10 protein-coding genes are annotated in these 15928 nt (G+C 36.8%); 8 read left to right on the top strand and 2 right to left on the bottom strand.

Going from position 1 to position 15928, the window contains the following annotated elements; all coding sequences use genetic code 11:
* Position 1: 1 nt before the first annotated feature.
* From AC1TO8_RS04200 to AC1TO8_RS04170, 7 genes are all read left to right on the top strand, one after another.
* Complete coding sequence (locus tag AC1TO8_RS04200) at positions 2 to 910, top strand: DUF4430 domain-containing protein (RefSeq protein WP_482054339.1); 909 nt, start codon at positions 2 to 4, stop codon at positions 908 to 910.
* Positions 910 to 1800 (top strand): energy-coupling factor transporter transmembrane component T, encoded by an 891-nt coding sequence (locus AC1TO8_RS04195; RefSeq protein ID WP_482054338.1) that lies wholly within the window; start codon positions 910 to 912, stop codon positions 1798 to 1800. Before AC1TO8_RS04200 ends, AC1TO8_RS04195 begins: the two co-directional genes overlap by 1 nt.
* The gene (locus AC1TO8_RS04190; protein ID WP_482054337.1) at positions 1773 to 3443 is read left to right on the top strand and encodes an ABC transporter ATP-binding protein; all 1671 of its coding nucleotides are present in this window, start codon (positions 1773 to 1775) and stop codon (positions 3441 to 3443) included. The genes AC1TO8_RS04195 and AC1TO8_RS04190 overlap by 28 nt, the downstream gene beginning before the upstream one ends.
* Positions 3425 to 4153 (top strand): ECF transporter S component, encoded by a 729-nt coding sequence (locus AC1TO8_RS04185; protein ID WP_482054336.1) that lies wholly within the window; start codon positions 3425 to 3427, stop codon positions 4151 to 4153. Before AC1TO8_RS04190 ends, AC1TO8_RS04185 begins: the two co-directional genes overlap by 19 nt.
* A gap of 458 nt (positions 4154 to 4611) precedes the next feature.
* Complete coding sequence (locus AC1TO8_RS04180) at positions 4612 to 5346, top strand: hypothetical protein (RefSeq protein ID WP_482054335.1); 735 nt, start codon at positions 4612 to 4614, stop codon at positions 5344 to 5346.
* Positions 5347 to 5362: 16 nt separating this feature from the next.
* Positions 5363 to 8749 carry a hypothetical protein gene (locus AC1TO8_RS04175; protein WP_482054334.1) on the top strand — a complete coding sequence of 1129 codons (3387 nt, stop codon included), beginning with the start codon at positions 5363 to 5365 and terminating at the stop codon, positions 8747 to 8749.
* Positions 8746 to 11481: a hypothetical protein gene (locus tag AC1TO8_RS04170; protein ID WP_482054333.1), complete on the top strand. Its 2736-nt coding sequence runs from the start codon at positions 8746 to 8748 to the stop codon at positions 11479 to 11481. Before AC1TO8_RS04175 ends, AC1TO8_RS04170 begins: the two co-directional genes overlap by 4 nt.
* A 174-nt stretch (positions 11482 to 11655) precedes the next feature.
* Here the strand turns inward: AC1TO8_RS04170 and AC1TO8_RS04165 are convergent, their stop codons facing one another.
* Together AC1TO8_RS04165 and AC1TO8_RS04160 are read right to left on the bottom strand one after the other, a co-directional pair.
* A complete protein-coding gene (locus AC1TO8_RS04165) occupies positions 11656 to 12498 on the bottom strand; it encodes a sugar phosphate isomerase/epimerase family protein (RefSeq protein WP_482054332.1) in 843 nt (280 codons plus the stop codon).
* Between the two features lie 34 nt (positions 12499 to 12532).
* Positions 12533 to 13234: a rhamnogalacturonan acetylesterase gene (locus tag AC1TO8_RS04160; RefSeq protein WP_482054331.1), complete on the bottom strand. Its 702-nt coding sequence runs from the start codon at positions 13232 to 13234 to the stop codon at positions 12533 to 12535.
* Between the two features lie 362 nt (positions 13235 to 13596).
* Between AC1TO8_RS04160 and AC1TO8_RS04155 the strand changes: the two genes are divergently transcribed.
* On the top strand, positions 13597 to 15840 hold the full coding sequence (locus tag AC1TO8_RS04155) for an AraC family transcriptional regulator (protein ID WP_482054330.1): 2244 nt from the start codon (positions 13597 to 13599) through the stop codon (positions 15838 to 15840).
* Positions 15841 to 15928 lie beyond the last annotated feature (88 nt).

Below are 15928 nucleotides of genomic sequence, written 5' to 3'. Positions count from 1 at the left end.
AATGCAAATGAACAACAAAAAATGGTTAACAGCTTTATTGATCATCAGCTTACTGGCTATCGCATTCTTTTGGAGTGGGAATAATCAGAAGAGTCCGACGAAGCTTGTTGAAGTTAACTCTGAGACTGAGGTTGGAGGTATAAGCGAGGTAGCTTCTCCTCAAAATATGGAGTCCCAGCTAGACGAAGAGGCTAATAGTCCAGCGGATACAACAACAACAACAATAGAATCGGATGAAAATGCATCGAAGCTAGAAACGGAAGATTCACAGGACTTACCAAAGTCAGAAGATATACCAACAGAGGTAGAAAAACCAGTGGTTAAAGTAGAAGAGTCAGAAAAAAGTGTAACAAAGCAACCGGAAAAGATTACTGTACCAAAAGTAGATGATCAGGAAACTAAAAAAGACAAGTATCTAACCGATCCTACACCAAAGGGGAAACCTAAACCTGTGGAGTGGCAGGATGCAACGATAAACAAAAGCGAAGAATTAAGCATCACATTGTCCGTATCAGCTACATCAATTTTGAATAATATGGATAAATTTAATATGGATAAGCTTGAAGTGCTACCAGCGGACGGGATTATTTATAAAGCTCGAACGGTAACCTTCTATGAGGGAGAGTCCGTGTTTGATGTATTACTAAGAGAGATGAAAAACAATAAAATTCATATGGAATTTTCAATGACACCGATCTACAACAGTAATTATATTGAAGGTATTAACAATCTATATGAATTCGACTGCGGAGAATTGAGTGGTTGGATGTACAAGGTCAATGGATGGTTTCCTAACTACGGTAGTAGCCGTTATGTACTTAAAGACGGGGATGTCGTTGACTGGGTCTACACATGTGATTTAGGTCGAGATATAGGCGGAGATATGGTAGTGACAGGGGACGGGCAGTAATGAGAGATTCTTTTGCTACCTTTCATCCGATTATTAGTTTCGGTTATTTCGTCACGGTGTTGGTGTTTAGTATGGTGTTTATGCATCCGATTTTTCAAGTCATTGCCCTCATTAGCGCTGTTGTCTATTCCATTATGCTAAAAGGAAAACGTGCCATGACATTTAATTTACTATATATGATACCGCTACTATTGATTATGGCAGCTATGAACCCTGTTTTTAATCATGCGGGTGTTACGATTCTATTCTATCTAAACAATGGGAACCCTATTACGCTTGAATCGATTCTTTTTGGGGTAGCAGCGGCGTGTATGTTTGTGACAGTTATTATATGGTTCTCTTGTTATAACGTCGTCATGACTTCGGATAAGTTTATTTATATTTTTGGGAAAATACTACCTGCGTTATCATTGATTTTTTCGATGGTTCTTCGATTTGTACCTAGATATATAACACAAATAAAGGTGATATCCAATGCTCAGAAATGTATAGGCAGAGATGTGTCTCAGGGTAACTTACTAGAGAGGGCTCGGAATGGGATTACGATTCTCTCGATTATGACGACTTGGGCACTGGAAAATGCCATTGAAACGGCTGATTCGATGAAATCAAGAGGTTATGGACTGCCAAACCGCACGAGCTTTTCTATCTTCCGGTTTGATAGCCGGGATACAGTGGTACTCATCATCATGATGGGATTAATTACAATGATCTCAGTAGGTGCAGCAATGGGTGAGAATACGATACGATTCTTTCCTTCCATTAAAGTCATAGCAATGACGCCGTTTAGTGTCGCTATATATATCGCCTATTCTGTTCTATGCATGATACCTGTGATCATCAATGTGGTGGAGGCAATGAAATGGAAACTTATACAATCCAAGAACTAAGCTTTAGTTATCCTGGACAAGATACAGCGGTCCTCGCAGCTATTAATCTTACGATAAATAGTGGAGAGTTCATTACGATATGCGGGAAATCAGGCTGTGGGAAAAGCACATTACTTAGGCATCTAAAAACGATACTTACGCCACACGGCAAACGTAATGGACATATATCGTTCAACGGTCAACCGATTGAAGATCTTGACCAACGCACACAGGCTGCAGAAATCGGATTTGTACTGCAAAATCCTGACAATCAAATTGTGACAGACAAGGTATGGCATGAGCTAGCATTCGGATTGGAGAGTTTAGGTTATGATCAGAGTACGATTCGTTTACGTGTAGCTGAAATGGCAAGTTTCTTTGGAATCCAGACTTGGTTTCACAAATCTGTGTCAGACCTCTCTGGAGGACAGAAACAACTTCTAAATTTAGCATCGATTATGGCGATGCACCCATCGGTATTAATTTTGGATGAGCCAACATCCCAATTAGATCCGATTGCGGCTGCTGATTTTTTAGAAACGGTGAAGAGAATAAATCGAGACCTCGGGACAACCATTATTATGACAGAGCATCGTCTGGAGGATATATTGCCGATCTCTGATCGTTTGATTGTCATGGAAGCGGGAGTGATTATCGCAGATGATACACCTCATCAAGTTGGAGAATTATTAAGTGATATAAATCATCCTATGTTCTGTGCAATGCCGACACCGATGCAGATTTATGCTGGCGTGGATAATGACTTGTCCTGTCCTATTACAGTGAAGGATGGACGACAATGGCTGGATGCTTTCCTTAGTAATAAAAAAGCGACCGACTGGGTTGATGCGAAGGAAACTTCGATGGTATCTAGTCCTATTGCTATAAAGTTCAAAGATGTATGGTTTAAATATGATAAGGGTGGACCCGATATAGTTAAAGATTTGTCGTTTGAAGTGAGAGAGGGACAGTTCTATTGTATCGTTGGTGGGAATGGAACAGGGAAGACATCGACATTATCCCTTATTAGCGGAATTCTGCAGCCATATAGAGGGAAAGTTCTAATCGGTGGTACAAACCCTGCCAAAGTGAAAGCGAAAGAACTTTTTACGAACAATCTAGGCATCCTCCCGCAAAATCCGCAAACGTTATTTGTGAAAAAAACAGTAGAAGAAGATTTATATGAAATGTTATCTGACAAGTCTCTATCGAAGGACGAAAAATCGGATAAAGTTAATGCCATCGTCAAGTTTGCTGAACTCGAACATTTACTCTCGATGCATCCATATGACTTGAGTGGAGGAGAGCAGCAGCGAGCGGCGTTGGCTAAGGTACTTTTATTAGAGCCGAAGATCCTGCTGCTAGATGAACCAACCAAAGGACTAGATGGATTTTTCAAGGAAAAGCTTGCCGTATTTCTGAAGAAGCTACAATCCGAAGGGGTTACAATTGTGATGGTCTCGCATGATATTGAGTTTTGTGCCAAGTATGCAGAAGTTTGTGCGATGTTCTTTGATGGAAGTATCATCACTTCGAATACTACGAAACCATTTTTCTCAGGAAATAGCTTTTATACGACAGCAGCTAATCGAATGGTACGTCATATATGGCGTGATGGAGTAACGATAGAGGATGTGATTGAACGGTGCCAGAGAAGCAGTTAGTGGTCAAACGCTTGAGTCGTCGAACATTATTAGCAACGATACTTATTCTTATCGTCATTCCAGCTACGATGATGCTAGGCGTGTTCGTATTGAATGATCGGAAATATTACTTTATAAGTCTATTGATTGTACTGTATACGATGATACCTTTCGCTATGGTGTTTGAGAAGAGAAAGCCACATGCGCGAGAGTTAATCGTGATCGCAGTATTAACAGCCATTGCTGTGGCAGGACGAGGAGCATTCTTCATGTTGCCGCAGTTTAAGCCGGTGGTTGCCATTGTCATTATCGCAGGTGTGAGCTTAGGTGCGGAGGCAGGCTTTCTTGTTGGAGCCATTACGGGATTTGTATCTAATTTCTTCTTCGGGCAAGGTCCTTGGACACCTTGGCAAATGTTCTGTTTTGGCATTATTGGTTTTGTGGCAGGCATTTTATTTGAAAAGGGGCTGCTAAAAAAGACGAAGCTATCCCTGTGTATATTTGGCGGATTAGCGACATTGTTAATTTACGGTGGAATTATTAATATAGGCTCATTGTTGATGTTTACGTCACACTTCTCATGGGAGGCATTGCTTGCTACCTATATTTCTGGTTTTTGGTTCGATATGGTGCATGCCATTGCCACGGTCGTGTTCCTCTTCTTCATCTCCCAGCCCATGATTGAGAAACTAGATCGGATCAAAATGAAGTATGGGCTAATTGATCCGTAGTTCGATCTTCCTTAGGATGGAATTAGGTGAATTACGCTATAACTTCAATCTAACAGATCTATATTTGGTTGGTAAAAAAATATGAAATAAGGAACTAGGCAAAACTAGACAAAGGGGTTGTGTTTCGCATACGAGTATGGATTCCTCTTTATTGTTAGTAGTTCTAAAACCTCTCATGAAACAAAAAAACACATACTAGAATTGGAATGAAGCTATATATACGTGGGGAAGAGTGAGTAATAATAAGAAATATTTCTTCCCTGATTTGCTATGTAATTCGTGTATATGAATATAGAGTAGTGAATAATTAGAAAGGGAGATATTAGCCCAAGCTATTGTATATCATGGATTCTATTATATATGTAGAGAAATATGTCGAAAAAAGGGTTCTTATGGTAGTATAGAAATGAGACTATAGAACTATCTGAATCTATATAGATCTAGATAAAGGAGGATATATGCAAAAGCTAGAAGATTTTTTATACGATTTCATTGGTATCTTTATTCCTGGATTTTTTATGCTTTCGTCCTTATGGCTAACGACTATTATGTTTCTGAAAATTGAGGTTTTCAACTTATTATATAAGTGGATGCCATTTCATTCTGTTTTGCTCACACATCATGATTATCCATTCATTAAAGCTATATCAGGGCAAAAAAGCTTAGTGATCTTGATGATGATCATTGTCAGCTACATATTAGGGTTGGTACTAACCACTTATTCAGCCAAATTGATTAAAAGGAAGAAGAGTGAGAGTGATAAGGAAATGGTATATGCCGAGAATCATGAATTACAGATGTCGGTAGAATCTAAGTTGAATCGAGAGCACCAAGTGGAGTGGGATCCTAAGAAGATTCATAATAGGTGGATCATATTTTATAGATGGGCGAATATAAAGACTACACAAAAGGAAGATAGATCAAGTCTAATGATTCTATTGTCAAAAGTGATTTTAAATAGATCCATCTTCTACGCCTTCAGGGTTCTTATGATATACACGGGTATTCTGTTAGTGATATCAGCACTATTATTACAAATATATTATTATAAGGATTCACACTGTCTCTACTACCTGTTTATTGTTGGATATGCATCGATTTGTCACTTTATGTCCAAGTTCTTTCTAACTGCGTATAGGGATGCACGTAAGAAGTTAAGTAATGAAGCTGTTTTAATACTTTCGAGAAGCTAAAGGGAGACATACATACATGACTGAATCCACGAACCAATCTCAAACTAATATTAGAATAGGAGAACGTTTATTAAAAGACGGGAGCTTAGAGTTAATCTTACCTAACTGGAAGGAAATAACAGAACAAGTTGAGCAGATAAGAGCTACAGCTATTCAAGTAACAAATGAACGTTTGAAACATCCAGAGCGCACAGATAAGCTAGATTTCAATAATGTTATTAGTATCCTCGGAGAGCGGGGAAGTGGGAAGAGTTCGGTTCTTCTAACAATGCGAGATAAGTTAATAAAGAAAGAATCCAAGGATATTTTTCTGGATATGATCGTTCCAGAAATGTTGGAGGATACTTCGGATATTCTAGGGGTCATTCTACTGAATTTAAAACAATTTATAGATTCCAGAAGAAAAGAAATTGATGACTATTATCAAAAGCAACGTAGGACAAAATCATCGAATAACGACACGTTTAATAGCTGCATTTATAAGGATAAGACAGAGCTTGATTTACTGTGGGAGAAGGTCTTTTCTCCTTACATTTATAGGAAAAAAGATTATTCCAAGGTTATTGAAGAAAACTTTTCAGGAGTATCTGATTACTCTGAAGAACGCAAAGAGGCATTAGTCTCTGAATTAGAATTGACTGTTAAATTGAATCTACTATTCGATGAATTGATCCGTGTGTTAAATGGTGGGAAAGCAGGAAAACATCTAATCTTTATATGTTTCGATGATGTGGATCTAAATCCTAAACGTTGTAATGAAGTATTGAATGTGGTCCTTAAATATTTGAATCATTCAAATATCGTTACTTTTATATCAGGCGATATTACGAAGTTTCAGGAAGATCTGATTAGTGAACTACTCATACAGCATGAAGGGTACCGGTTCATGAATCAAGCATTTGTAGGTCAAAGGTTGATGTTGGAATCTCAAAAAGAATTAGTATATGATTTCTTGAAAAAAATTATGCCTTACTCTCGTAGATTTTCTTTGCAAAAATTATCATCATCGTCGAAGATGAATTTTATAGTAAACGATAATGAAACAGATGAATCTGCCCCTATTCCTATGAAGGATTTAATTGGCCGATTCTTCAATAACCAAGATGAAATGCCTTTCGAATATATGGCTTCAAAAAAAAATAAAAATAGAAATGAAGATACCAAAAGTAGGATGTATATTCCATCCATCTTCCGTATATTTGATGATAAGCCACGTGGTTTACTTAATTTATATAGTTATTTACATTCTAGTAATGACTTTATAAATGATAAGTTTATAGCTAAGTCAACATCGGATGAGGAGAATGAAGTAACCGAGCATTATCAACAGCCGGTTGCTTATTACAATAAGCTTTTTGCTATGATTATTGAAACCAATGTTTCATTGCGAAGAAATCAAGAGTTTATCTCTAAGTTATATACGTTGACAAATAATCAATCGGTAGAGAAGAATCCAATCGTAATTGAAATTCATCATGATAGAGTAAGACTTGAAGATTTAAATAAGGCCTATAAAATTAATCAAGATGATATGATTTTAATTATTCACTTCCTATATTTTGTCGAAAGTTTGGTCACAAGGAAAGTGAACTCTATCGCTGGCAAAGAGTATAGTCATGATCTTAATTTGACTCTTGGGTTAATCAACAATCAACGGCTAATTCCTCAAACATTTGATGTGAGAAATGTGTTTGCGTTGTATTCAGAGCTGAACCTTATCTTTGAGAATGATCAGATGAAGCAAATTTTTGACAAGCGAATATATGCAAATAAATATCTAGAAATAATTACGGATAAATTTAGTGATTATGAGAGTAGATTTTCTGACGATTCGATCTGGTTGAACAATTACGCTCTTATGTCTAATGATCGGGAAAAGAGATTGTTAGATATTAAGAATAGGTTACTGGAAGAGTTCAAAGATTTTAACTTTGATATAGGTATTTTAAATCGACTTGATCTTAAGAATAACGACTATTCTAAAGTAATTAGAGACGAACAGTTTGAAATAGATCTTCTGGAATATGAATTTCTAGAAAATGAATATCTAGAAAATGAAGATAAGGATACTAATAAACTGATCTATACAGACACGTTTGAAGATTATTCTTTATACTATTACTTTTATCGAACTGTGGATATCGAAGATCAGAATGATTTTTTTAAAAAGGTGAGTAATGAGCGCGATAAATTCATTCATACTATTGAAATAGTTAATAGAATTGTAGAAGATAGTCAGTTTCGAATTGCTAAAGAGTTAAGAAAAAAATATGCTGCATTAGGTAGAGGGAACAAAAAATTTCATGTTGAGACTGAAATAAAGCGTCTGGAGCTATTTAAGAAGTATTTGACTAACGAGATTGATTTCTTTATTAAAACAAGAAGTAGGAGTAACGAGACTATACTGAAAAATCGCATTAGCGATAATAAGATTAAGGCAATGTTTCTCCCATTAGATGCCTACAAAGATGAATTGAATCCAGAACATCTAAAATATTTGACAAGTATTATTCCTGATACTTCCAAGATAGACGATGATCAACTACCATCGAATGTTGATAATCTAACAGATAGGATTATTAAAGTAGAAGATATGTATACAGAATTTTTTGAAGTAGCCAGACAAACAGACACAATGAGTAAGGATAAAGGATACAAAATATATTGTTGTGATCCATTACTCTTCAAAGGAACTGTAACTAGAGCGGTCAATGCATTTAACAACTTTAAGAGGATACATTTTTATAGCATGATGGTTGTTGTCATTAATGAATTACTAGGCGATCTAGAGTCTTTTCAAATTATTTTTTTATTGCAAGAGATAGAGGATCGAGTAGTGTACAAACATGATCTTAAGAATGATCAGACTATTGCTGATGCTTTAGTAATACAAGAAGTAGATATCAAGCGAGACCTACATTTAAAAATCAAGAGTAAGATCGATGATTCTAATGCTATAAATACTATATATACATTAAGAAATGATATGTTGACTAATTTTGAATCTTTACAAGAGCAGTATCAAATTGAAGAGATCCAAATCCAAAATATAAGTCAGTTAATTACTAAGCTTCGTGATGAAACATTAAAAGCTGAACTAAGAAACATTCAAAGAAAGTTACTAACTACCGGAACGGTAAATAAAGCCATGTTTGATGAAATAGTAGAGCGGATGAACATATATTTGGATAAACAAGATGAAAAGGATTCTTACGGTGTTATCGAACTAAAACAGCTGGCCAAAGATTTAAGTGAACAAGAAAAACCATCCGACATTAGTGAAGAAATTCGGCGTGTCAGAAATGAAGCAAAAGAGAGACTTTACGAACTAGCCTTAGAACAATTGATATATGCCCTAGCCTATTTATATGATCAGAAGATTGAGAACGGTGAATCCATATGATCAAGCATTTCACAGGTCTAGTCTCTAAAATGGCTACTCTGCCATTTACAGAGTTTCTATTTGTTAAGGAGCCTTTGTTTGAGGGGCTTATACAAAGTGGCACTGACAAGAACGGTGAAAATAAATATAAGGAATATGATCATGTAAAAAAAAGGATTCAACAGAATTTGGTAGGTAAACAACACATCAAAAGTTTAGATACGCTTAATTTGTTATTTGAGCAATATTTTCCTCTAAAGAACTTTATGGAGGTCCGTTCAGAAGATGAGATTTACTTACAGCATTTAAGTAAATTAACGAGCTCTTTCATTACGCATCGTAATGGAAGAATCTCGTTGAAATATTGGAAAAATGCCAATGATGAATTTCTATTCGGTGCTTTTGAAGGGCTTAATAAAATTGAAGTATGGAATACATTCTCGAGAATGTTCTGTATTGATATTTTGGTGGTGCTTCATCTCTTGAAAAATGATATGAGTAATCCAGCATACCTTAACGGTTATTATTGGCTTATTAACTTAGGCGATATGCAGCTGGATAAGGTGATGGAGCGTGGCTTAGCAGAGACACATATTCATATTAATGCAGGTGTGAATTTCAATATGATCTGGCACGAATTGATGAATATGAATCGAGAAGAGAGTCAAATTAAAATGGGGTCCTCATGGAATGATATGGATGACCCAAACCTTGATGATTCGTTGAGAGTTTGTAGCTTAATTCGGATCCTTCTCTTTAAATATCTCCTAACAACTCAAGGGGGGATACTACAAGATTACTTGGAAGATTGGTTGGATAAACACTCAGATGATCCTCGAGAGAATGAAACTATTAGTGGATTGAAGCATTCTTTAGATTGGTTTATTTCTCGTCAATCTAAACCTGGTGAATATAAATATAAGAAAATACACAAGTTCTTGCTAAGTGATTTTTCATTTCTTGAAGGATTAAATGGTGCGCAATCTGAGGAAATAATCAAAGCTATGTCAGGGCTAGAGGAACTGCATACAACGGATGAGAATGTATTCTTATTGGAAGTAATAAGTTATATACAGGAACGTAATCAACATGGGCCTGAGGATAGATTTTTTTCAAAGTTGTTCTGGCAATACCTACGAATTAAGAATATGGTGTATCAAGGCGTGACTCAAGGGAATTACATGGAGGGACTTGATTACTTTCGTCAATTTTTTTCGAGAGCAACTTCGAATTCTAATATGTTGGAGCATGCGATACGCAATCAAGTATACAATAATAATCTGAAGAAGCTTGAAATTAGAGTTTCGCCTTCATCTAAGACGAATATCCATCAGATTAAGGAAGACCTAAGGACAAACTTGATTATTTTTTTCAAAACGTATAAGAGCATAGTGGAAGATCAATCCGTCCAGTATGAAGACTTTCCACAGATAGGGATCGTGTATCATTTGATTAAAGCGCAGGATGAGTCCTTTTATGAGAAGTGCTGGTATAAGGATTCAGATCGTAGGCAACTACAAAACGATAATTATTTCTATGGAAGTTTGCAAAAGAAGTATATGGAAACTGTTGATGCAATTAATGCGCTGCGAGAGAACATTCCTGGACTATCAAAGTATATCGTAGGCTTAGATGCAGCTAGTGTGGAGAATCATACCGAGCCATGGGTATTTGCACCTATATATCGTCACGCACGGGATAGTCATAATAGTAAGCTTATGCTACTGGCGCGTGCGGAGAAAATTAATACCTTAGGATTTACATATCACGTAGGCGAAGAGTTTAGACACTTGTTGTCAGGTCTACGTCATGTAGATGAGGTGATCGAGCACTTTAATTATCATGTTGGGGACCGGATCGGGCATGGCATAGCTGTCGGAATTGATGTGAAGTGCTGGTGCGAAGAGAATCCAGTTGTTGTTCTACCTCGTATTGAATATATGGAAAATTTGCTCTGGTTATGGGGGCAAGCCTTTTTAGAGAAAAAGTATAGTCTGGAACTAGATTTACTAGGTATTGAACGGGAGATTATGCTTCAAGCTGAGAAAATATATCATAACATTGAGGGAATTACGTTATTCACTTTATGGAAAGCTTATCAAGGAAGATTTCAACCATTCGAGACAGACGAGCACTTTATATATGATATGTGTGTGACAGAAACAAATCGTACAGGTAAATGGCGCAATGAGAGTATTATGCCAGAACAACATTTCTGCAAACAACCGACAGGCTCGCATGCGATGTGGAATGAATCAAAGCTAATACATGCTAATCATTGTAAGTGTTATTTAGAACGAATGTACGAGGTTATTCAGATCACAGTGGGTGATCATGAAGTTATATTATTAGAGAAGTTACAAGGTTATGTCCGTAATAAACTAAATGTGAAGGGTATTGTTGTAGAGACTAATCCAACGTCCAACCTCGCTATTTCGGGGATTGAAAGATTATTTAATCATCCTATCATGAATCTAAATGTTCAAGGGCTTGAGCATGAGAATCAAATAGGAAAAGGACTGGTTATTTCGGTGAACTCTGATGATCCGGCCGTGTTCAATACAAGCATTAGCAATGAGTTATCCTATATATTCTACTTATTGCAGGACAAAGGATATCCTAGAGACAATATATTGGAGTGGATTGAGAAAATACGTGAATGGGGTGTAATGACTTCTTTCATCATGGATCGTCATATAGAGAAAGAATCATTGATCAAAGAACTTAGTGATATTATTGATCACTTAAAGTAGGGCCTTATTGATCCATGGATATCCGGTAAGATAATTACATTAATAATATGATGCACATGCAGAGAGTGTGAAATGGGAATAGACAAAAAAGGTGGTAGAGATGCCATCCTTTTCTGTCTGTAAAGTAGTAGGACTTTTCAGTTGATCATAAGATAAGTTACGACAGACCTCTCATTATACTTCCTCATAAACTCGCTTTATAAAGGAAATACTTTCGTCCAAATAGGGTTCAGTGGTACTTTCTAATAGACCCTGAATATGCGGGCGTTGGTGTTTCATATATCGCAGAATAGGCTCAAATTGAAGCCAACCCTGACCGACAGGGACAATCTGGATTACTCCATCCTCAACTATAAAGTCTTTCAAGTGAATGACGGCAATCCGATTTCCTAGAAGTTCGAAAGCTTCCGCAACGACGGATTCCTGTTGTGAGTAATTGGTAGGTGACATAAGATTTGCACAATCTAGAATCACTTGAAGGTTATTAGAAGGAACAAGATCAAGTAGTCGTCGTGTCAATGGTGCCGTGTGCAGCGGATGATGTAATCCAGCTTCAATACCCACGGTCACACCAAAGCGTTCGGCTTCCGCCACCATTGCTTTTACGGAAGTAACGACTTCTTGAAAAGCTTCTTCGGTAAAGTTATCCGTTGTATAGCCTTGCCCAACACTACCAGTCTCTGTGCCTACTAGACTAGCGCCGAAGTCTCTGGCTAAGCGAAGATGGGTGCTAAATTCAGATAAGGCTTGCGCTCGCTTTTGCAGGTCAGTATCCACAATGTTGACGTAACAACCGAGAACAGCTATTTGGATACCAGCTTGTCTGAATGCATTCCCATAGTAGCTGGCTGTTCCTGGACTAATAGCAGCAAGACTTGGGGCGCTTTCGGGAAATGACTTTTTTAGAGCAAATTGAATATGCGATAAGTTATAGTGTTGTATCTTTCCAATCAAGTCTTCTAATGGAATTTGTCCGAAATCATGTGCTCTTATACCTAGATGAAGGGGGGCTGTCATGTAAACACTCCTCTTTAATTTAATATGATATGAATCAATCGGTTTCTTGTAACAACCTCTTTAACTCTAATAATGATAGTGCAGTGGATTGTTCAATGGCTTGTACCACAAGCTTGGCGATTTCCCGAGCGCCTTCCTCAGAGAAATGGGTGTTGTCCTCAACGCCGGATGGGTAATTTGGATGCGTACCTTTAGGTAAATGCATAAATAGTTTCATGGATTCTTCTTCACCTAATGTATCGTATAGCTGTTGCGAAGCTTCGAATATATCGAGTAGTGGTGTCTGTGTCTCTTCGGCTACTTCTCTCATCGCTACTGGATAAGGACCTACAGCAAGTGGGTCAGGCTTGCCCTCTGAGGTAAATAGACGACGGCTACAAGATGTCAACAGCACGGAAGTTCCTCCACGCTGCCGAGCAGATTCAATAAATTGAATTAAGTTGTGACGATATTCTTTATCAGAGTCGGTATAGCGAGACGGATCTTCTTTTTTCTCGTCATTGTGTCCAAATTGAATGAAAAGGTAGTCGCCAGCTCGAAAGTCTTGTTCAATGGCAGCCAAGCGGCCCTCCGCTAGAAAAGATTTGGTACTTCGTCCGTTGATAGCTCGATTCTCCACTTTAATAGATTTACCATAATAACTTTGGAGGAGTTCTCCCCAGCCTGTCATAGGTTTTTCACTTTCGCCTTTAATAGCCGCGGTAGAATCTCCAGCGATAAAAAGTGTCTGTGTCATTTGTTTTCCCTCCTCATCATATTGCACACGTTAACATTTATTGTTGATATAAAATATAATTCGTTACTATTAGATATAGTTGTTAACGATTTCATTGTAATAATTACCTATTTTTAAGTCAAGGATTAAAATGAAATGTACATATGAAATACCTATCATGTCGAGGATCAATGATTATGGTATAATGATTCCAAAGTTTTACACTGAATAAGATTTATAAACAATCGTTTTTTATGGGGAAATGGTATGCATATGGATAAGTTGGTATCTATCAAGAAAACTAATGCACACGTTAAATGCTTGTTTGAATTCGTGAAAGCGCTATAATATATAAAGTGGATATAAATTAAAGGGGCTGCAACATGAGAAAAGGAAAAATGTTCTATAGAATCTTTATTCCCATTTTAGTCTTGGCGGTAGGATTGGTTGCTAGTTTTGGAAGTTACATCTACTTGAGTACAATAAATTCAGTTATTGAGAGATTCTCTAGCAGCAAACAAAGTTATATTGAACAAATAAAAAATAATATGGAAAATAAAATTCAAAGAATTGAATATGCCTTCAACACGTATAGTACTACCAGTTCATTTCAAGACGTAGTTAATAATCCTATAACAGAACAAGATTTCATAGCTTATCGAGATGTGAATTCACAGCTTAATTATATTGCCTCGATGGCATTAGAAGGGACAGAGTATTCCCTGATCAGTCTAGTGCAGAACTGGAAAATCGCTGATGGAAGTCTGTCCTACTTAACGGAAAGTGAACGAGAGAAGTTGATTGATGCCTATGTCGTGAATAAAAACCAAGGATTATTCTGGATCAAGACAGATAAAGGTATACGATTTGTGAATACCTTACCTGTATTTTCTAAGAATAAACAAGCCATTGCACTGTCCGATATCTCGCTACAAACATTGGATCGTACTATTAAAACAGAAGAAAATACGACAGTCTTTATTCTGAACAAACAAGGCGATTTGATGTACGAATCGGATCCGGATAAAGAAATGTTCACCGACAAACAGCTGCAACAAATCTCAAACGCTATTGGATCAGAGAATGATACAGGAATGGTAACACAGGAAAATATAAATCATCAATCTGTTCAATTTATTTATGCTAAATCTAATTATAATAATTGGATCTATCTTACTATATTAGATCAGAAGGAAATTGCTAAATCGTTGATGATAACCAAATATGGGTTGTCCACGATGGGACTAGTGTTAACGATATTCATTGTGGTGGTTGCTTATATGATATCCGTATTCTTTACGAAGCCTATCTTACAGATTAAACGTAGTCTACCTAAAGTTCCACAGTCTAATTCTAAAAATGAAATTGAATGGATTATGGATTCGATTGATATGATTCTAACAGAGAAAGAATCTCTGGAAAACTTAATTCAGGCTGAAATGCCACAACTTGAAACACAAATGATTCTAAACCTATTCCGAAATCGGATATCTCCAGAGGAAATAGTGCGCAAATTGCAACGTTTCGGATATGAGAAAACAGAGAATCAATTGTATGTCACGATGCTGATTCAATTGGATAATTTCGGTGACCAAGAGGCTTCTGACAAGGATGTATTGTTACTAGCAATTAATAAAATTGTAGAAGATGTTGTTCCGAAGCAACAACGGATGCTTCCTGTTATTCTAAATGACAATACTCAAGCGACCATATTGGTGTTTACAGGAAAGAATGACCAAGAGATGAGCAAGCAAATACTAGATTACTCCAAAGCACTTCTAAGGGCTGTTAGTGATTATTTGCATTTATCAATCAGTGTCGGAATCAGTACCCCATATGAGAATTTAATGGAGAGTAAAAAAGCGGCAGAAATGAGCAAGCAAGCCTTACATCAACGTTTGAATTTAGGGAAAGAATCTATTATCTTCTATGAAGATATTTCTAATGTGGTCTCTGGTCCAGTACTACTTCATTATCCTATGGAGCTAGAATCACAATTGTTTGATGCTATTCGTATAGGAGACAAGGAACAGGTCAGTCAGCATTTATATCCTTTCTTAGCAGAAATGATGGGGAAGAATAAGAATTCAATGAATTTTGAAGTGATGTTAGTACGACTAGTAAATAATCTGATTCAATTAGAGCAGCAATTAGGAATAAATGTACTGCTAACGCAAGATAATCATAAACTGTATCACACATTGTTGGATATCCGTAATCCAGAAGAGGTAGAACGCATGTTGGTGGATCAAGTTATCTACCCAATGGTGAATAGCATGCGGGAGAAAACAAATAATCAATTCCGAGGTGTCTCCGAACAGATTATCGCTATCGTTAATACTGAATATGATCAAGAATTAACTTTGGAAATCATCGGAGAACGTCTACACTATAGCCCCAATTATTTAAGTAGAATATTTAAAAAGGAATATGGAACTGTGTTTAGTGAGTATCTGAAGAACTATCGAATAGAAATAGCGAAGAAGTGGTTAACGGAGACTGATATGACGGTTAAGGAAATAGCTGAAAGATTACAATATAATAATCCGCAAAACTTTATTCGTTCGTTCCGAAAGGAGGAACATGTAACACCTGGTATTTATCGTAAGATGCATGAAAACGATTAAGGAGTAGAGGTTCAATTGAAACTTCTAACCACGCAAACAGGGACTGTCTCATCAGCCATTCATATGGCTAGAGAGACAGTCCCTGTTT

The organism is Paenibacillus sp. Y859 (genome assembly GCF_056786405.1).
The sequence above is the reverse complement of the archived record's forward strand: the minus strand, read 5'-3'. Positions and strand labels throughout refer to the sequence as shown.

What these genes read in the sequence shown, in the direction of transcription:
- AC1TO8_RS04200 (WP_482054339.1), top strand. Translation starts at nt 2, where the DNA reads ATGCAAATGAACAACAAAAAATGGTTAACAGCTTTATTGATCATCAGC.
- AC1TO8_RS04195 (WP_482054338.1), top strand. Translation starts at nt 910, where the DNA reads ATGAGAGATTCTTTTGCTACCTTTCATCCGATTATTAGTTTCGGTTAT.
- AC1TO8_RS04190 (WP_482054337.1), top strand. Translation starts at nt 1,773, where the DNA reads ATGGAAACTTATACAATCCAAGAACTAAGCTTTAGTTATCCTGGACAA.
- AC1TO8_RS04180 (WP_482054335.1), top strand. Translation starts at nt 4,612, where the DNA reads ATGCAAAAGCTAGAAGATTTTTTATACGATTTCATTGGTATCTTTATT.
- AC1TO8_RS04175 (WP_482054334.1), top strand. Translation starts at nt 5,363, where the DNA reads ATGACTGAATCCACGAACCAATCTCAAACTAATATTAGAATAGGAGAA.
- AC1TO8_RS04170 (WP_482054333.1), top strand. Translation starts at nt 8,746, where the DNA reads ATGATCAAGCATTTCACAGGTCTAGTCTCTAAAATGGCTACTCTGCCA.
- AC1TO8_RS04165 (WP_482054332.1), bottom strand. Translation starts at nt 12,498, where the DNA reads ATGACAGCCCCCCTTCATCTAGGTATAAGAGCACATGATTTCGGACAA.
- AC1TO8_RS04160 (WP_482054331.1), bottom strand. Translation starts at nt 13,234, where the DNA reads ATGACACAGACACTTTTTATCGCTGGAGATTCTACCGCGGCTATTAAA.
- AC1TO8_RS04155 (WP_482054330.1), top strand. Translation starts at nt 13,597, where the DNA reads ATGAGAAAAGGAAAAATGTTCTATAGAATCTTTATTCCCATTTTAGTC.